Annotated in this window: 16 protein-coding genes, 1 tRNA gene and 1 pseudogene; 12 read left to right on the forward strand and 6 right to left on the reverse strand. The window is 38.4% G+C overall.

All coding sequences use genetic code 11. The features are described from left to right. Positions 1-524: 524 nt before the first annotated feature. From ASU02_RS27445 to ASU02_RS22865, 5 genes and pseudogenes are all read left to right on the forward strand, one after another. Positions 525-680 (forward strand): annotated as a pseudogene (locus ASU02_RS27445) (heterocycloanthracin/sonorensin family bacteriocin); the annotation flags it as partial. Beyond that, complete coding sequence (locus ASU02_RS27450; RefSeq protein WP_408607308.1) at positions 607-852, forward strand: hypothetical protein; 246 nt, start codon at positions 607-609, stop codon at positions 850-852. The pseudogene ASU02_RS27445 and the gene ASU02_RS27450, both read left to right, overlap by 74 nt. 90 nt (positions 853-942) lie before the next feature. Further along, entirely contained in the window at positions 943-2898 is a 1956-nt protein-coding gene (locus tag ASU02_RS22855) for a putative thiazole-containing bacteriocin maturation protein (protein ID WP_057767737.1), read from the forward strand. After that, positions 2895-4841: a TOMM precursor leader peptide-binding protein gene (locus tag ASU02_RS22860; protein ID WP_057767738.1), complete on the forward strand. Its 1947-nt coding sequence runs from the start codon at positions 2895-2897 to the stop codon at positions 4839-4841. The genes ASU02_RS22855 and ASU02_RS22860 overlap by 4 nt, the downstream gene beginning before the upstream one ends. Positions 4842-4862: 21 nt before the next feature. Next, positions 4863-6440, forward strand: coding sequence for a SagB family peptide dehydrogenase (locus ASU02_RS22865; protein WP_057767739.1), 1578 nt, complete (start codon positions 4863-4865; stop codon positions 6438-6440). A gap of 552 nt (positions 6441-6992) precedes the next feature. Here the strand turns inward: ASU02_RS22865 and ASU02_RS22870 are convergent. Continuing rightward, positions 6993-7475: a hypothetical protein gene (locus tag ASU02_RS22870; protein ID WP_057767740.1), complete on the reverse strand. Its 483-nt coding sequence runs from the start codon at positions 7473-7475 to the stop codon at positions 6993-6995. 192 nt (positions 7476-7667) lie between these two features. Here ASU02_RS22870 and ASU02_RS22875 point away from each other — a divergent pair, with 192 nt between their 5' ends. Then, positions 7668-8792, forward strand: coding sequence for a hypothetical protein (locus ASU02_RS22875; protein WP_057767741.1), 1125 nt, complete (start codon positions 7668-7670; stop codon positions 8790-8792). Between the two features lie 268 nt (positions 8793-9060). Here ASU02_RS22875 and ASU02_RS22880 read toward each other — a convergent pair. Then, a tRNA-Ala gene (locus tag ASU02_RS22880) sits at positions 9061-9133 on the reverse strand. A gap of 200 nt (positions 9134-9333) precedes the next feature. On the opposite strand from ASU02_RS22880, the gene ASU02_RS22885 reads away from it, so the two are divergent. Together ASU02_RS22885 and ASU02_RS22890 are read left to right on the forward strand one after the other, a co-directional pair. Further along, complete coding sequence (locus ASU02_RS22885; RefSeq protein WP_057767742.1) at positions 9334-10440, forward strand: M24 family metallopeptidase; 1107 nt, start codon at positions 9334-9336, stop codon at positions 10438-10440. A gap of 149 nt (positions 10441-10589) precedes the next feature. Beyond that, positions 10590-11612 (forward strand): DUF3231 family protein, encoded by a 1023-nt coding sequence (locus tag ASU02_RS22890; RefSeq protein ID WP_057767743.1) that lies wholly within the window; start codon positions 10590-10592, stop codon positions 11610-11612. Between the two features lie 132 nt (positions 11613-11744). Here ASU02_RS22890 and ASU02_RS22895 read toward each other — a convergent pair whose 3' ends face one another. Further along, positions 11745-12185 (reverse strand): Lrp/AsnC family transcriptional regulator, encoded by a 441-nt coding sequence (locus ASU02_RS22895; RefSeq protein ID WP_057767744.1) that lies wholly within the window; start codon positions 12183-12185, stop codon positions 11745-11747. A 121-nt stretch (positions 12186-12306) separates the two neighbouring features. Here ASU02_RS22895 and ASU02_RS22900 point away from each other — a divergent pair, with 121 nt between their 5' ends. The 4 genes from ASU02_RS22900 to ASU02_RS22915 all read left to right on the forward strand — a co-directional run bounded on the left by ASU02_RS22900 (position 12307) and on the right by ASU02_RS22915 (position 15952). After that, positions 12307-12714, forward strand: a complete 408-nt coding sequence (locus ASU02_RS22900; RefSeq protein WP_057767745.1) for a carboxymuconolactone decarboxylase family protein — start codon at positions 12307-12309, stop codon at positions 12712-12714. A gap of 162 nt (positions 12715-12876) precedes the next feature. Continuing rightward, positions 12877-13431: a TetR/AcrR family transcriptional regulator gene (locus ASU02_RS22905; protein WP_057767746.1), complete on the forward strand. Its 555-nt coding sequence runs from the start codon at positions 12877-12879 to the stop codon at positions 13429-13431. A gap of 70 nt (positions 13432-13501) precedes the next feature. Further along, on the forward strand, positions 13502-14947 hold the full coding sequence (locus ASU02_RS22910) for a serine hydrolase domain-containing protein (protein ID WP_057767747.1): 1446 nt from the start codon (positions 13502-13504) through the stop codon (positions 14945-14947). A 519-nt stretch (positions 14948-15466) separates the two neighbouring features. Beyond that, the gene (locus ASU02_RS22915; protein ID WP_057767748.1) at positions 15467-15952 is read left to right on the forward strand and encodes a tetratricopeptide repeat protein; all 486 of its coding nucleotides are present in this window, start codon (positions 15467-15469) and stop codon (positions 15950-15952) included. Positions 15953-16087: 135 nt separating this feature from the next. Here ASU02_RS22915 and ASU02_RS22920 read toward each other — a convergent pair whose 3' ends face one another. From ASU02_RS22920 to ASU02_RS22930, 3 genes are read right to left on the reverse strand one after another with little or no spacing between them, the layout of a single operon-like run. Further along, positions 16088-17332: an NAD(P)/FAD-dependent oxidoreductase gene (locus tag ASU02_RS22920; protein ID WP_057767749.1), complete on the reverse strand. Its 1245-nt coding sequence runs from the start codon at positions 17330-17332 to the stop codon at positions 16088-16090. Beyond that, on the reverse strand, positions 17329-17661 hold the full coding sequence (locus ASU02_RS22925) for a (2Fe-2S)-binding protein (protein WP_057767750.1): 333 nt from the start codon (positions 17659-17661) through the stop codon (positions 17329-17331). Before ASU02_RS22925 ends, ASU02_RS22920 begins: the two co-directional genes overlap by 4 nt. Then, the gene (locus ASU02_RS22930; RefSeq protein WP_057767751.1) at positions 17654-17929 is read right to left on the reverse strand and encodes a (2Fe-2S)-binding protein; all 276 of its coding nucleotides are present in this window, start codon (positions 17927-17929) and stop codon (positions 17654-17656) included. Before ASU02_RS22930 ends, ASU02_RS22925 begins: the two co-directional genes overlap by 8 nt. Positions 17930-17961 lie beyond the last annotated feature (32 nt).

Here is a 17961-nt window from a genome sequence, read left to right on the forward strand (position 1 = left end):
TAAGCTTCATAGGATTTTTCGCTTTTTTGCATTTTCTATAAAAGTCTTACTGACACTGAGTAGTTTCATATAGGAAAACAAAGGAGTAATTTATTAATTGTCTTGATGCTATAAAGGATGTCTCCAATATGTTACTTAAGACCAAAGCCATTTTCATGCTCCGTTAAGAGCTCATAGGCACGCATGGAATAAAGGAATTGCAATCTTTTCGCTGCCACCAGTGCAAATTCAGGAGATTAAAACTAGTTTGTAATAATTCGCCGGTCAAGGGATTTAAAAAAATTCATCCTGTTTTGTTTTTTTAATGGTCTTTTCCAGTTCCGTTAAATTAGGCTTTTGTATCAGTAACAATACCCATCTATTGTACATAATCTGTTGAGGAATATTCAAAATTTTTAATGTATTAATCTGGCATACAGTTCTTTTTCGTTTTACCTCGGTTGTTCCCGCTTCAAGTTGCTGGCATCTTTTATTATTTTGTTTGAGGAGGAAAAAAAGTGAATAATTTCCAAAATGAACTTCAAATGCTGAATGTTGGTGATTTCCAAGCGACTCAAGCAGTCCCTTGGGATCAATATCAGAACTATACCGATCAGGATCGCCAATTTGTTGGTTTGGGATTTGGTTTTGGCAGATGCTTTAGTTGCTTTAGTTGCTTTAGATGTTTTAACTGTTTTAATTGTTTTAACTGCTTTAGTTGCTTCCGTTGCTCTAACTGCTTTAGTTGTTCTCGCTGCTCAAGTTGCTCCAGATGCGGCGGCGGCCGTTGTGGCGGTTGAGGCATCTAAGCTGATTCGTTTAGTTTTTTTTAGAGAAAGACCCGTGCATTTTTGCAGGGGTCTTTCTCTATAAGATAAGACATAACGGACAAATTGAAATACATACGATGTTAGTGACAGTGATATTGAATATTGATGTTCACAATGAGGAAGGAGGAGAGCAATGACAAATTTGAACCCTTCTATGCGTATGAAAGTGAAAAGAGACACGTTTTATCTCCCTGAACCAAACAGAGGAGTCTATTTTCGAAACAACTTAAGTTCATTCCGTATCGAAGGCAGTGGGATCGATCAATGGGTTGAGAAATTGTTGCCGATGTTCAATGGGGAGTATACGTTAGAGCAATTGACTAACGGATTGCCTGGCCCATACCGGGATCGAGTATATAAAATTGCAGAAGTGCTGTATGCAAACGGGTATGTCCGAGATTTAAGCCAGGACCTTCCGCATCAATTGTCGGATTATCAAATAAAGAAATATGCATCTCAAATTGAATTTGTGGATAATTTAGTTGGTTCTGGGGCGGCACGTTTTCAAGCTTTCCGACAGGCCAAAGTGCTGGCAGTTGGCTCGGGTCCTATTTTAAATTCACTGGTTTCTTCGTTGGTTGAATCGGGTTTGACTAAGGTCCGCGTCCTGATCACAGACAAGGTTCCGACCAATAGACAGAGGTTAAATGAACTCGTGGAACATGTACAAAAAATAGACCCAGAGGTTGACTTAGAGGAGGTTTCGCAAAAGAAGGAGGGGTGGCGAGAAATAGTGAAGTCCTTTGATTCGATTTTGTATGTGAGTCAGGAGGGAGAAGTAGAGGAACTTAGACATCTTCATACAGTATGCAGGGAAGAGCAGAAAATGTTTCTTTCTGCTATATGCCTGCAGCAGGTAGGTTTAGCAGGCCCATTAGTACATCCAAATTCCGAGGTGTGTTGGGAGACAGCATGGCGTCGTTTACACCATTCTGTTTTAGTCAAAAATAAGCAGCTCCCTCCTTTCTCTGCCATTCCGGGATCGTTGTTAGCCAATGTGATCGTATTTGAAATGTTTAAAGAGGTTACAGGAGTCATGGAATTGGAACAGAGGAATAAGATTTTTCTTCTGGATTTGGATACATTGGAGGGAAACTGGCATTCACTTTTGCCTCATCCACTGGTAACAAGCGGTCTTTCTGCTGAATGGGTTGAAGATGTCGAAAGCCGGCTGCAAATAGGCTTAAAGAAAGTTGAGCCAGGTAAATTACTTCTTTATTTCAACCAATTGACATCAGAAGAATCTGGAATCCTCCATATTTGGGAGGAGGGAGATTTAAAGCAGCTTCCGTTAGCTCAGTGCCGTGTTCAGGCAGTTGACCCATTGTCGGAGGGTCCAGCTGAGTTGATGCAAGACATTGTCTGTTCAGGTTTGACTCATGAGGAGGCACGAAGAGAAGCAGGACTAACTGGGATTGAAATGTATATGTCCCGAATGATCAGTTTGATCGTTAATACTCTGCCAATAAATAAAAATGTTGAAGGACGTTTAGTCGTAACGGATGAAATTGTTGGTGTTGGTGCTGGTGATTCGTTTGTGGAAGGTGTTGGCCGTGGGCTGCAAAAGTGTTTGGCAGAGGAACTTAGCAAGCAACAGTATAATCAGAAGTATTGTATTTCAAGAGTACAGTTGAGTTTTATAGAAGATGAGAGATGCCGGTTTTATTTAGAGGCATTGACTACGATGCGGGGAGCACCAATTATCGCAACAGGAAAAGAAGTATCTGGTTTTCCTGTAGTATGGGTAGGTACGAAAGATGGATGGTATGGCAGTGCAGATTTAAATATAACAATGGCGTTACGGAAGGCATTACAGCAGGCACTTATCAAAGTACAAAATAAACCGGATTCCTATAATGAACTAGCCTGTGAGACAATATCCGTACTTTTGGAAGAGAAGATGCCTATTAGTCTTGGCATTCCTGCGTATGATGAGAGAATACAAGCGGACACCCTGCAGGAAGCTATGGGGATTTTGGAACGGAATGGTAAACGGATCTTAGTATTCGAATTAGGGCTTGAACCTGTTTTTAAAGAGCAGCTAGACGGCGTGTTTGGTGTTTTGCTGCTAGAGGAGGAATCACATTGAATTCCTTCGTTTGGGTTATCGGAGAAGGGGTGCTGGCGGACCTCGTAAGTGAGGAACTATCAGCACACCAACATGTTATTCGTAAAGCCAATTTTGAAGAAGGAGTTCCCAAAAATACTGATTTGGCCCTAGTTTTGAATGATGGTTGGGAACCCTCTGTTTATCGAAAGGCGGAAGAAGTATTACGAAAGACTGGTACGCCCTGGCTAAGAGGCTTCATTTCATTTGGAGAGGGAGTAGTTGGTCCGCTCGTACGCCCAGGTGCAGCTGGTTGCTCTCAATGTGCGGATATGAGGCGTCTTATGGGAGGACGTGACCGGACAGAAATGTGGGAGGTGCAACAGAATCTGGCTGTGGCCGGAGGAATGGAAAGTGACCCGTGGGCTACAAGTACGGGACTATTGCAAATGGCTTACCTGATTGTTCATGAGGTACAGAATTTATTACAAGGTGACAAGGCTAATTCGGAAGGCAGGGTGTATCTAATTGACTTGAAAACACTGAGAAGTTCATTGCATTCCTTTCTGCCAGACCCGTTGTGTACGATCTGTAGTCGATTACCCGACGATTCCCAGACATTAGCCCGAATTTCACTCCAGCCAAGTCCGAAAATCAGCTCAAACAGTTTCCGCTGCCGGTCATTGGATGAGATGAAAAATGTTATTCTCAAAGACTATCTGGATAATCGTACGGGCCTTTTGAATAGTAGAATGTATGACCTAGTCACTCCATTTGCTGATGCGAGTGTCAATCTGCCTATGTTTACCGGGGATGAGGGAACAGCTGGCCGGACTCATATATACGCAGAAAGTGTGCTGACAGCCATTTTAGAGGGATTGGAGCGGCGCTGCGGTTTGGAGCCGCGTGGCAAACGGACAGTAATTCATGATAGTTTTCGTAACCTGGAACATCAAGCGCTCAATCCATTGAAGGTAGGCGTACATGAAAGGGAACAATATGCACAGTCTGGTTTTCCGTTTAAATCGTTTGATCCTTCACGTTCTATAAATTGGGTATGGGGTTATTCGCTGTTAGAAGAGCGTCCAATTCTAGTTCCAGAGCTCCTTGCCTATTACAGTGTTGGATGCGGGTCACAAGGTTTTATCTATGAAACTTCCAATGGATGTGCGCTAGGAGGAAGTTTAGAGGAGGCCATTTTCTACGGAATTATGGAAGTGGTCGAGCGTGACTCATTCCTTATGACTTGGTACGCGAAGCTAAACCTTCCACGACTCGATCCTTTTACAGCTGGCGACCAGGAGTTGGAATTAATGGTCGAACGGATGCGAGCGGTCGCTGGGTATGATTTGTATTTGTATAACTCCACGATGGAACACGGTATTCCAAGTATTTGGGCAATGGCTAAAAACAGAAAGGAAAAGGGATTGAATCTTATATGTGCTGCCGGAGCACATCTGGATCCGGTACGGGCAGTGAAAAGCGCAGTTCACGAACTTGCTGGCATGATGCTGAACCTTGATGAAAAATTTGATGCGAACTACGAGGAGTATGAAAGAATGCTGCATGATTCTTCCCTGGTACGCCAGATGGATGACCACGGCATGTTATACGGTTTGCCACAAGCAGAAGAACGCTTAAGCTTTTTACTTGATGACAATGGTCCAATGCGGACTTTTAAGGAGGAGTTTAAGTGGAAGTCGAATCATACGGATCTTACCGATGATTTGCAAGACATCCTTCAGATGTTCCGTCAGATAAACCTTGATGTAATTATAGTAGACCAGACGACACCGGAAACGAGACGAAATGGATTGTATTGCGTAAAAGTACTGATCCCGGGGATGCTACCAATGACATTCGGACATCACCTTACCCGTCTGACAGGACTTGAGAGGGTACTCCGCGTCCCTATGGAGCTTGGGTATACAAATAAACCATTGACACCAGAACAACTCAATTCACATCCGCATCCGTTTCCTTAAGCAGTGAGTAGGAGGTAGAGAATGAGACTGGAAAAATTTCTGCACAATCTGCAATTTGATATTGATAAGGCAAATCAGCCGAACTGGAAAGCTGATTGGGAGGATGCGCCGCTTGCTTATAAACTCTATCGCGGATTACCGGTTGTTCCATTGTCTGCGGAAGTACCGCTTACCCTTACGGGAGGAGAATCTCCCGTAAGACTGGACCTTGATAGAGTCAGTCATTTTCTCTGGTATGTATTCGGTTTTACTCAATTGAGCCAATCAGTCTTTCCAATGGATTCCACAGAGGAAGATTCCTACCCTTTGCAGTCGTATCGGCGGTTTGCTCCTTCTGGCGGAGCGTTGTACCCTAACGAATTGTACGTGTATTTGAAGGTAGAGGGACTCCGTGACGGAGTCTATCATTATGATGCAGCACACCATAGCCTGATATTGCTTAGGGAAGGGAATTTTGATACCTATATAGAAAGGGCTCTAGGCAATCGGTGTGACATCTCCTCGTGTTTTGGCGTTGTCTTTGTATCGACAATGTTCTGGAAAAATTTCTTTAAATACAACAACTTTGCCTACCGGCTTCAAGGGTTGGATGCTGGTGTGCTGATTGGACAGTTAATGGAGGTAGCGAAACGGTTTGGCTTCGCCTCAGGTGTATACTTTCAATTTCTTGATACGGCAATCAATCATTTGCTTGGACTATCCGAACAAGAGGAAAGCGTCTATAGTGTAATCCCACTATCGGTAGAAACCACTAACTGGTCTACTAACGGAAGGGACCTTTATGAAAATGTTCTATCGGAGGAATTGAGACAAGAGCTGCCAGCGATTCACCCAGAACATTTCGACCGGTCACTTAGTGTCAGAGAATATCCGATGATAACTGCGATGAACGAAGCTTCTAAGCTGGATTCCACATGGACATTTCGGGTGATCGAGGGGAGGGGGATTGCGGAAGGTGTGGATTCCGGAGTGGCATTACCTCATATAGAGCCCCTGTCGTATGATCTGGCCGAGGCCTGCAAAAACCGATTTTCTCCCGACATAGATTTCGTTTTGGGGATGGTGAGTCAACAACAACTGGCCACATTGCTTCTAGAAGCAATGGCTTCTTTTCCATACCGTAATGATTTAGATGAAGCATATCGGAGCTGCTTCCCTCGTGTAACAATTTACAACTGTTTATATAATATTGAAGGGATTTCAAATGGGGCGTACTATTATGACAGTACAGAACACATGCTAAGAGAAATATGCCCAGGAGACCATCGACTCCATTTGCAGACTGGAATGTCTCTGGATAATGTGAATTTGCTACAGGTACCACTTTGCCTGCATGTGGCTGGTGACAAGGAATTCTATAAAACAGAACTAGGATACAGAGGCTACCGAATCCAACAGATGGAAGCAGGCATGCTCGTGCAGCGATTGCTTTTGGCTGCATCAGCTCTTGGGATGGGAGGGCACCCGCTTCTTGGATTTGACGCGAACTTGAGTGATGAACTCTATAAAATGGATCAGCAAGGAAAGACCAGCCTCATCCAAATTCCAATTGGTCCCTACCGCTCTCGTCCTTGGCTGAGGGGAAGTTTGCACAGCTAATTCACTTTATATGTTTCAACCCTTTTCCCGTACTTTTCGTACTCAACTTCTACCAACTTGAAAAAATCGAATGGCTTGATTTTCAGTACTTGCAATGGTCAAATATATTCGTGATGGAAGGCATGTTTCTATAGACTTCGATATGGACATATAGGATCGATCCACATCACATTCATGTGGGGGACTCATGTCTTTTATATTTTCCAAACACCTGAATTTATAATACCCTCCCGAAAAACTAATGTAGAGAATGACAGAGTTTAAGAAAAGGAAAATTGGTAGAATAACTATTCTTGAACCAATTAAGATAGGGACAGAAGATAAAAGTGGAAAATTATAGATGTTACTTGTTTTACAACAAGGAGAGGGGTTTAGAGTGAATGGCTTTAAACCTGAGCATGGTGGGCAGTAGGATGTTGAATTCAAATTATTAGATAGCTAAAATGGATGGATATATATAGGATGAGACATCTTTTAAATCATTTTTCATGCAGGCTGAATAAGTATATAAGTAATTGAAAGAGCCCATCTCACTTGAGAGGGGCTCTTGTTCTATTCATTCATATCAAGTTCAACATTATTTTCTTCTGCAAGCTTTATAATGTTCTGTTCATAAGTACGAATTTCTTGTCTAGCTTCGGCAAGTTTTTGGTTTGCGTCTGTTATAAGTTCAGTATCTCCTATTTCTAATGCATCTAATATATTTACGAATGCAGAGTGTTGAAGATTAGCAGCATCGATGTATTGCTCATGCAATTTTGATACTTCGTCTGTATCTGGCATAATTGTTTCTAATTCATCAATGAACTCACTGTATATTGGAACTACCTCATCTATCAAGGTATTATATGTAGTCTCATCATCTGTGTAATTAGCACCAGTAACATTGTCAAAAGCATTCATTGCTTCTAATTCTAAATCAGCTAGAGGCGTAATATCATCATTTATGTAAGATAACAAATCATCCTGTATTGGGTTACTACAAGCAGTTAATAAAATTAAAACGGAAAATAAACTAATAAGAATCTTTTTCAATTTTATCCCTCCTTTATCTTATAATCTGCTACATTATTCCTGGCTTCATTTGATTTTCATTGAAATTAGTATATTTTTTGAATTAAGTTCGTCAATCCATCTCCTTGCTTAAAAATATTGTAAATATAGGATAATTTTCACATTTCGATTATAGTATAATGATACCGAATAATACAATAGGAGGGGATAATTGTGAATCTAAAGAAAATACTAGTTTTAAGTTTTCTAAGTTTGTTTATATTTATATTTATATTTCAAACTAGTGACGCATCTGCAAAAGTAATGTGGGGGAAAACGGAGCTAAAAAAAGGACAGATCGGAAAGGTAACAATATTATCTAATGTTAATGCTGCCAAGATTAATGGGAACACGTTAACACAGGATAAGAGACTTAAAAAAGGCGATGAGTACAGAATATATAGTTATAGAGTACTGGGAGATAGTAGTTACTATGGTTTGGGTGGAGGATTGTTTGTAAAAAAATCTGCGAGTGTAAAATATGAGACACCTTCTAAGAAAAAACTTGCTGAATTAGAAAGAGAAGCTAATGGACTAAGTACAATAGATGGCATCGATTTTACTAAAATTTATGAAGTTAAAGGAACTGGTGAGTACAAGGGATATAAAAGATTGAAAGGTTATCCAGATGATGATAAATATGCGATATACTATAGCGGTAATTTTCAATCATTTCATGTAACCTATGAAGATTTATACCCTAAGAATTTAAAAGAGAAAATAACATGGAAATATAACGGAAAAAAATATACTCATACCAGAAGCCAACTCTATAGTTTCTTTTCGGATATTATTAAATTGGAAAACTTATTAGGACAAAGTAATGGGATAATAAATCAAGATTGGCTGTTACAGACATTTGGCGATACTTACAAAGATTGGTTATTGCAATTACAATATTCTTCAGAGGCAACTAGTATTGTAGAAAAGTATTTGAATTTTAAAGAAAATCCAAATCAAGTAGATGATCTTTTTGAAAATAATCCTCTGGAAGATTATGAGGATGCTATAGATCTATCTATTTGGATTTCAAGTGAAGAAATGTCTGTAAATGGTGATGATATAGAATTAGTAGCTCATCCTATGAAAATTGGAAATGAGACAGAGCTGAAAATGACTTTTTTGAAAGGTTTTAAAGGTGTTGTTACAAAGGTTCTTTATCATGTTCCAGATATGCCATTAGGTTATTTTAATGTTGAAAATGACTCAGAAGATACTTTTAATGGAATTAGATTTAAGAAAGTAAATAAAAATGTATATATAAATAGAGATGATTTAAAAGCTAAAGGTGTATTATAATTTCCCAAGTTATTCGTATAATGACATGGCTTAAAAATATTGCTTAACATAGGGTGCTTTGGAGGAAAAAATGAAGTCAACATTATAATGTTGGCTTTTTTTATCGTCTTCAGAAACTGATACGACATTAGCGTCTATTTTAATGGGTTTAAGATGGAATATCAGTATTCTTTTAAAGCTGTTAGAAGTCAGATGAAAAATAGGAGCATTGTTCCCAGTGAATATATAAAGCCATTTCTCATTTTTGAGAAATGGCTTTATATCAATATGGAGCATAGGGGGCTCGAACCCCTGACCTCTACGCTGCCAGCGTAGCGCTCTCCCAGCTGAGCTAATGCCCCAGATAATGGATACAAGAAAAATTATAACGACAACCAAGGATTTTGGCAAGGAGAATTTTAATGCAAAACGCCAGTTCGTCTGACATTAAATAATTGCTGCAACAATTTGATGATATATGTTTTGGCATAAATATTGCATAATTAAATTATGAATATTAGGAAGATTCATATGCTAAAAATAAAAGTCAGGGGATGATCATATGAAGGAACAATATCAGAGCAGATTAACAGCGTTAACCAATTTTTTGGATACTCTAGATGTAGATTTAGCAATTATAAAAGACCCGAAAAACGTTTTCTATTATACAGGCTTTAATTCTGATCCACATGAGAGATTTATGGCCTTGGTTATTGATCGTAACAAGCAAAGCCAATATTTATTCGTACCATCCCTAGATCTGGAAATAGCTGAGGGTGATTCATATATTAAACGAATTGTGCCTATTTCAGATGAGGTCAATCCCTACAAAGTATTAAAGGATACGATAGGTGAAGGAGTTAAAACGATTGGTTTAGAGACAAAAGTGATTTCATTATTCCAGCAGGAACAGTTACATAATAGTTTTCAAAACTTCCGATACGTAAATATTGGTGATTTCATTGCTTCACAAAGAATGAGAAAAACAAAAGAAGAATGCAGTAAGGTCGAGCATGCTATTCATGTGATTGAAAAAGTAATGGAAGAGGGAATTAAAAAGGCGAAGGTGGGTATGGCAGAGCAGGAGTTAACTGCGGAGCTTGAATATTTAATGAGAAAGTTTGGCGCTGATGGCCCCTCCTTTTCATCTATTGTACTATCAGGTGCGAAAGCTGCGTTGCCACATGGGCGTCCTGATAGTAAGACGATAAATAGAGGTGATTTTTTACTAATTGATATGGGGGTTATTGTTGATGGATATTGTTCAGATATTACAAGAACGTTCGTAGTGGGAGAAGAAACAGTGAAGCAACGAGAAATTTACGATATTGTTCGCAAGGCGACTCAAGCAGGTGTAGAAGCGGCAAAAGCGGGGATTGCAATTGGGCAGCTTGATATTGCAGCACGAAACGTCATTAAAGATGCGGGATATGGACAATATTTTAATAATCGTGTAGGGCACGGGCTTGGAATCGATGTACATGAAGAGCCTTCTGTTCATGAAAACAATGATTTATTAGTAGAGAGGGGATTCTTGTTTACAATTGAACCTGGTATTTATATTCCTGGCTATGGAGGTGTGCGCATTGAGGAAAATGTATATATTGATGAAAATGGACATGGAAAGCTACTGACTTCCTTTCCGACTGAGTTCAAGCGAATCGGCTAGGAATGATGCTTTTCCAGATATGATTGCAGTGAAGCTCCCTATTAGAATTTTTGTATAGTTCTAATAGGGAGTTCTTTTTATTTAAGAGTATACTTCCTAACTAATACCATAAAATAACTTCAAAGTAATACATATTTGGGGGGATTTTCTTGGGTTTTTTTAGGGATACAAAGAAAAACTCATTAACTGCTGCAGAAGTATCTGCTTTATGGCTCCAGTACTTGGGTGACAGTATGGCAATCTGTGTGTATAAATACTTTCTTAAAATTGTAGAGAATGAAGAGATAAAACAAATTATAGAGCGTTCATTGGTGTTAGCCGAGGGTCATATCACCAAAATACCAAAATTCTTGCAAAGTGCAAATTTCCAAGCTCCACAAGGATTTACGGAAAAGGATGTGAACCTTAAAGCTCCACGTCTGTTTTCTGATCAATATCTATTGTTTTACTCATATATTATGACGATACATGGCTTAACTGCTTATAGCTTAGCGACTACAAATACAGAACGAAAAGATATCCAAGATTATTTCTTTGAATGTACAGCAACATCTAAAGAATTATTTCAGCAAATAGTGACGCTGTCGAAAACTTTCCCTAATTTCTCAAGTGTTCCTGCTATACCACCTTCTGCTGGGGGGGAATTGATTGAATCTATAGGAATCATTTCTAACTTAATTGGAGATAAAAGACCACTCAATAGTTCAGAACTTAGTACTATTTTCTTTAATTCAAAGAAAACAGGATTTATTATGTCGCTAAGTCTCGCTTTTAGTCAGGTGGCGAAGCTGGAAGAAGTACGCAATTTTATGCTGAAAAACGTAAAATTAGCAGAGAAAGATGTACAAAGCTTTGACTCACTATTACAACAAGAACATTTGCCTATACCTGAGAGATGGGATGCTGAAATTACAGATGCAACAGTAAGTCCGTTTTCAGACAAATTGCTAATGTTTCACGCAGCATTTTTAGTAAATGCGGCTCTTTCTTACTATGGTGCGGCATTAGGTTCAAGCTTTCGCTCGGATATTATTTTAAATTACTATACCGTATTTAATCATGCCATGGAAGCAGGTATGATGTGCTACAAAATTATGGTTAAACATGGGTGGATGGAGAAACAGCCAGAAGCAATTGATAGAACATCCCTTGCACAGGGTCCGGAAAAATAAACGTAAACTCCTATTGTAAGAAGGCGCATCTTAATAAATAGATCGCCTTTTTTAATGGAATTATAGGAAGTTCCTTGTTATGAAATGCATCTAATTGTGCTTTTTTATTGAAAGATAATAGGTATAAAATAATTAGTCTGGAGAGAATCTTAGATTTGTTGAAACTTTTGAAAAGATAAAATGTGTTACAGTTTGTGCAAATGGGCTTATATGATCAATGAATTCCTCTGCTTTAGCAAATGTTTCAAAATGCATTTTTAACATATAACAAGCATTTCCAGCAATACGATAACAAAATTCTACATTTGAAAGTTTTTCAATATATCTTTTAAAGGATTGATAATCACCATTTTTAACAGTTGCCTCTATTATGCATTGGATAGGCAGACCTAATGTCTCGTAATCAATTTCTAATGTGTATTTTTTTATTAATCCAAATGATTCCATCTGTCGGACTCGCTCAGTTGCAGACGGCGAAGATAGATTAATCCTCCTTCCAAGCTCACTCATTGATAAGCGGCTATTATTTTGTAATTCATCTAATATTTTTTTATCAGTATCATCAATTTTCATTTTTATTGTAAATCCCCCGTAATTCGTTAAAATTCATATGTAATTTCTTCTTTTATGTTAAAAGCTTAATTAAAAATAGTATTTTTATTTTCTATAATTAATATAAAGAGGAGGTGCTTTTATGGCAAGGATTGTAGAATCAAATTTTGGGAAAACACCATTTCAAAGATTGTTAGGACATAATAAAGAGGTAATGGATGCATGGGGAACCTTAGGAGATGTGTTAGAAAAAGATGGACTGCTCTCTGCTGCATTAAAGGAGCAAGTCAGACGAACTTTAGCACAAAGTAACGGATGTGAGTATTGTAAAGCGAAAGGCAGACCAGAGCCAGATAAGTTTAATGAAAGAATATCTATGGCAGTAGGTTTTGCTGAAGTATTTTTAAAAATGAGGGGAGAAATTGGGGACTCAATGTTTAAAATACTGAAGGAATGTTTCAGTGAAGAGGAAATAAGTGAACTATGCGCTTTTATTACCTTTAGCAGTGCTTCACAGTATTTTGGTGCATTGATGAAATTGGAAGCTTAATAGACTGCTTTTATAACAATTAAAGAAGGGACTGACTAAGGCAGTCCCTTCTTTAATTGAGGTTGTTAGTTGCACTTGATTTTTGAAAACTGAAAAGAAAATTGACTATTAAATAACTGAATTATATAATTTGGTTGGTTAACCAATTAAAAGAGGTGGCTTATGAGTAAGGAAGATAAGAAAAAACGTATAATTGAAGCAGCTTATATCGTTTTTGCAAAGAAGGGCTATATAAATGCTTCAATTAAAGATATTGCTAATGAAGCAAACGTAGCTCCAGGATTAGTGCATTATTATTTTGAAAATAAGTTAGAAGTGCTGCTCTCTGTTCAGAAACACGTTCAAGAACAGTACCATCAACTGTATAAAAATAAAGAGGTAAATTCATTATCCCTGCATAATGCTTTAGAAGAGATAAAAACAAGGGCAGAAACAGACCCAGATTGGTATCGGTGGCGGTACGAAATTTATTCACTTGGACTAAAGAGTAATGATTTGCAATTAGAAGCAGCAAAGATTTTGAAAGATGGGAGAGATAGTTTATCTCTACCGATAAAAAAACTTGGTGAAAGCAATGGAGATCCTGAAATATTTGCAAGCATACTTTTAGCTTGTTTTGATGGTCTGGCTCTTCAAAAGATTATTGATCCAACATTTGATTCAGATAAAGCATATCAATTACTAAAAGATTTATTTGAAGTCTATTTGAAGAAATAGACTTCAAATTTTAAGATTTTATTGGTTGGTTGACCAAACAAATAATTATCAAATAGAGAGGAAATGGAAAATGAAAAGATACCTATTCACATTTGTATGTTTCATTCTTATTTTTCCATTGCATACGAATGCAGACAGTCAAAAACAAATTGAATTAATTGAAAAGTATATGGAAACAGCATTAGATAAGTATCAAATTCCAGGGGCTTCTCTCGCAATTGTTCGAGAAGGACAACTTTGGTTTCAAAAAAGTTGGGGGATACAGGGAAATGGTGATCCTGTAACGGAAGACACGCTGTTTACGATAGGTTCAGTTAGTAAACCTTTAACAAGTCTTGCTATTATGAAATTAGTTGAGAAAGGAATGATTGAGCTTGATCAGGAAATTGATTATTATCTTCCATCCTTTCAATACAATGTAAAAGGCTTTGATAAAAAAATTACTATCAGAAATTTACTTACCCATACGAGTGGAATTAGCTCTTATGAAGGCTTGAAAATAGCAGATCAAAATTTAAGAGGGGAAAAAGCAATAAGTGAAGCGGTAAAGAAACTAAATCATGTAAAACTTACTTATGAACCCGGTTCAGTTCATCAATATAGTGCAGCAAATTATCTGCTTTTAGGAAGAATTATAGAAAAAATTACAGGTGAGACATTTTCTGATTTCATGGATACTGAAATCTATACCAGTCTCGGGATGAATCGTACCGTATCAAGTTTTGAAGAAGCTTCAAAACTTGGTTATCAACCGGGCTATCATTCATTCTTTGGAAAGCCAATTAAAAGTAAAATGATCTTCGATGACAGCGGTGTCCCGTATGGATATATTGCATCTTCAGCTAATGATATGGCTAAGTATCTATTATTCTTGTTAGATAGTAAGGATTTATTATCAGATGAATTATTTAAGGAGTATATTTCTCCTCAAGTTCATAGAAAAGATGAGATGTATTATGGTCTAGGATGGAGAATTTCTACTGACAATGAGGACCCTTATATTTTTCATGGGGGAGAAACACCTGATTCAAGAGCTGAATTGTATATGAATCATAAGAATGATTATGGATTTATTTTGCTGACGAATAAGAATGATATGTCTGAAACGATGTCTACTCTTTCAATGAGGGAAGGAATTAAAACAATAATGGAAAGGGGACAAATGCCGGAATTAATTAAGATGAATTATCAAATGCAATGGATTCCTTTATTATTAACGATTCTATTTGCCTTTTGCGGAAGTTTGAGCTTGTACCGTTTGAAAAAGAAAACGAGCTTTCATTATATGTCATGGAATATAGCTGGATTTTTTCTTCTTCTTTGCTCATTCGTTTTCATACCAATAATAACCTATATATTTGGTGCTCCATGGCACTCCATTTATCATTATTCATTCATAACGGCAATTTTTATTTTAAGCTTCGTTGGAATTCTTGCTATTTATGGATTCCTAATTCTTGTATGGGCATACAAGAAGAAACAAGAAATAAAATTAACTAATTCTTGCTGCCCTTAAGGTTCCAATAAGATATTGAGAAAGGGACGGGAGCAAGGAATTGTTTAAGCTGGTATTAGTGCAGGCCCCATCTGCTGGTTTGAAGAAGGCGTTACTGATTCCTTTGGGGATAAGCTTGTATCTTTAACATGCTTATGTTTTTTAAAAGGCAGTAATTGCCTGTATTACGATGGGAACCGGATAGAAGACCTTCCTATCAAAGACTATTGGCAGCTAATAAAATATAAAACCTGGAATAGCAGAAGATGATGGAGTAGCCATTCATTATACAGGGGAAGAGGTTAGCAAAATAGTAATCTCGAGATCAAACGCTAAGGCATATAAAGTCTGCTTTGATAAGGAAAACAAAGAAATTGAACATGAAACAGAAGACTTAGGAACTATTAGACAAAATGCAGGTTTAGTACAAGGTGTTAAAGTATAAATAAATATCTGCTTAAACTGCAGGCGAGTTCTATAATATGTGAGAATTCCTTTGAAGAAGGGGTATAATTACATAAAGGAATGGTGATGAGAGGAATGGAGAAAGAGTTAGAGAATGCTATGAATTTACGTAAGAATAAGAATTATGCAGAGTCTAATCACATACTAGTAAAATTAGTAGAGGCATTTCCAGAGAATGCGTCAGTTAACTATCAATGTGCTTGGAGTTTTGACTTGTTGGGAGAAGAAGCGAAAGCAGTTCCATTCTACGAGAATGCAATCAAGTTAGGGCTATCTTCTAAGGAGCTGGAAGGAGCCTTACTGGGATTAGGAAGTACCTATCGAACATTAGGAGAATATGAAAAATCACAAATCACCTTTCTAAAAGGAATCGAATTATTTCCTAATAATAGAGCCATTCAAACATTTTATTCGATGACATTATATAATTTAAATCAACATAGTAAAGCGATGGAGCTGTTACTAAAATGTCTAATAGATACGACAAGCGACGCTGAAATTATAGATAATAAAACGGCCATTGATTTCTATTCGGATAAATTAGATGAAATTTGGAAGTAGGTTGTGAATTAAAGGATAGGTGAACAGATAATTTTATCTGTTCACCTATCCTTTTTCTAATTAAGATTGACATAAAATATAATCTTTTGTAAATAAACTTCATGTTTTTTTCATTAATTAAAAGCATCCGTTTTTTCATCCAAGCTTTTGCGTGGAGTGCAAATTTGCAGGCTTTTCATAGAGCTTTTCCCACAGCTCAGACATTTTCCTTCTCCCGCTTTCAATGTCTGGATTAAATTGAATTGCTGCTTGCATTCGAATCAAACGGACATTTTGTATGGCCTGATTTAGCTGCTCGTCAATGACAGCTCCGCATTTGCCAGCATGTTTTGCAATCGAGTAGCCAGCTGTTGTTCCTTGGGCTATGGCGATTTTTCCGCTTTCAATTCCAGTAATATTGCCCGCAACAAACAGGCCTTCAAGCGGGGTTTCCATTGTTTCTGAATGGTGAGGTACATGGCCGCCAAGTTCATGAATAAATTGGAATGGGCAGCCTGCAACGGCTGCAAGCTCGGCGAGGGGATACAAACCACCTGCGATACAAACGAAATCAGCTTCATATACAGTTTCCGTACCGGGAATAATAGTTCCATTCGCATCCGTATCAGCTACACGTACACCTTCTACTTGTTTCATTCCAATAACTTCTATAGCAGCTTTGCGAAGAAGCAAGGGAGTGCCATTTACCTTAACTCCGTTTTTAGGGAAAAATTTCATACCTGTTTTACGGAACCAATCATTTTTCATGAAGCGGCTGCCTATTCGTAAGAGGGGGGAGGGAGCCAGATGGGCAGCATGTAGAAGCGACTTCATGACTTCCTCTGGTTCTCCTGCTTTCCCGCTTAATGGGCCTTTTTCTGGCAGAACAATCCGATCCACATGAATGCCAGCCAGTTGCAGCTCATTTAGAATGGCAAAGGCTAATATATTTGCTCCAACAATGATCCCTTTTTTTCCAACTTGAACCCGGTGAACATTTGTCATTACTTGCGCCGCGCCAATGGACATCACGCCCGGCAAGGTCCATCCCGGTAGAGGAATGGGATATTCAGCTGCTCCTGTTGCGATTAAGACAAATGGTACGGTTATTGTCCCGATGCTTGTATGCACATTCCAAAGATCGCCGTCTTTTTCTAAGTTATAGACGGAAACACCACAGCGGATGTCAACCGAAAGTGTAATCGCCTCTTGATGAAGCCGCTCTGATTCTTCGATGCCGTTCCACCATTCACCTGACCGCTCCTGATGAAGCTGTCCAATTAGTCTGCCGCCAGGCTTTATAAATTCATCAATCACTATTACTTTTAAGCCAGAGTTTGCGGAAGCGATGGCTCCAGCTAAGCCTGCTGGTCCTGCGCCAATGACAATTACATCCATCATTGCTGCTCCACCATCCTTTTTACGATAGTAGGATGCTGCTTGCCGCTTTCAATCACCATGTGTTGTTCGACAACAGTTAAGCAAGCTCGTACATTTGCTTGGTCATTCACTGTTACACGGCATTCCATACAATGACCAATATTGCAATAAACTCCGCGTGGTGTACCGCTCTCCTCGTGAATCCTTAAAGTCCTGATGCCATTAGCTAAAAGGGCAGCTGCAACGGTTTCGTTTTCTAGGGCTTCATAAGTTTTTCCATCGAACGTAAATGGAATCGCTTTTCTATCGTTTAATTTCCCTAATATCGGGTGATCCATTATTCTAGTCATTTTTTTCACCTACTGTTCCAAATGATACTGGGCGAATCGGCGGCTGGTATTTTAGCGGAATATCCCCTTGGGAGACATTTGGAAGGACATCTTCAATGATTCGATCCAATGGGATTCTGCAAGTTCGTCCACCGCAAAAACCCATCCCTGCTCTTGTTCGTAATTTTATTTCCCTTGCTGTGCATTGATGTTCTTCCGCTGTAGTCCGGAGCTGTCCATAAGTAACTTCTTCGCACCGGCAGACGACAATTGCTTCATTGCTGTTCATTCGAAACCCTCCTCTATTTTCTTGCTATAAAA

The organism is Cytobacillus praedii (assembly GCF_001439605.1).
In the GTDB taxonomy this organism is placed as follows: Bacteria; Bacillota; Bacilli; order Bacillales; family Cytobacillaceae; genus Cytobacillus; species Cytobacillus praedii.

Coding starts and splice junctions, on each gene's coding strand:
- ASU02_RS22910 (WP_057767747.1), top strand. CDS start 13,502: ATGAAAAGATACCTATTCACATTTGTATGTTTCATTCTTATTTTTCCA.
- ASU02_RS22905 (WP_057767746.1), top strand. CDS start 12,877: ATGAGTAAGGAAGATAAGAAAAAACGTATAATTGAAGCAGCTTATATC.
- ASU02_RS22900 (WP_057767745.1), top strand. CDS start 12,307: ATGGCAAGGATTGTAGAATCAAATTTTGGGAAAACACCATTTCAAAGA.
- ASU02_RS22925 (WP_057767750.1), bottom strand. CDS start 17,661: ATGACTAGAATAATGGATCACCCGATATTAGGGAAATTAAACGATAGA.
- ASU02_RS22930 (WP_057767751.1), bottom strand. CDS start 17,929: ATGAACAGCAATGAAGCAATTGTCGTCTGCCGGTGCGAAGAAGTTACT.
- ASU02_RS22885 (WP_057767742.1), top strand. CDS start 9,334: ATGAAGGAACAATATCAGAGCAGATTAACAGCGTTAACCAATTTTTTG.
- ASU02_RS22865 (WP_057767739.1), top strand. CDS start 4,863: ATGAGACTGGAAAAATTTCTGCACAATCTGCAATTTGATATTGATAAG.
- ASU02_RS22855 (WP_057767737.1), top strand. CDS start 943: ATGACAAATTTGAACCCTTCTATGCGTATGAAAGTGAAAAGAGACACG.
- ASU02_RS22915 (WP_057767748.1), top strand. CDS start 15,467: ATGGAGAAAGAGTTAGAGAATGCTATGAATTTACGTAAGAATAAGAAT.
- ASU02_RS22920 (WP_057767749.1), bottom strand. CDS start 17,332: ATGATGGATGTAATTGTCATTGGCGCAGGACCAGCAGGCTTAGCTGGA.
- ASU02_RS22895 (WP_057767744.1), bottom strand. CDS start 12,185: ATGAAAATTGATGATACTGATAAAAAAATATTAGATGAATTACAAAAT.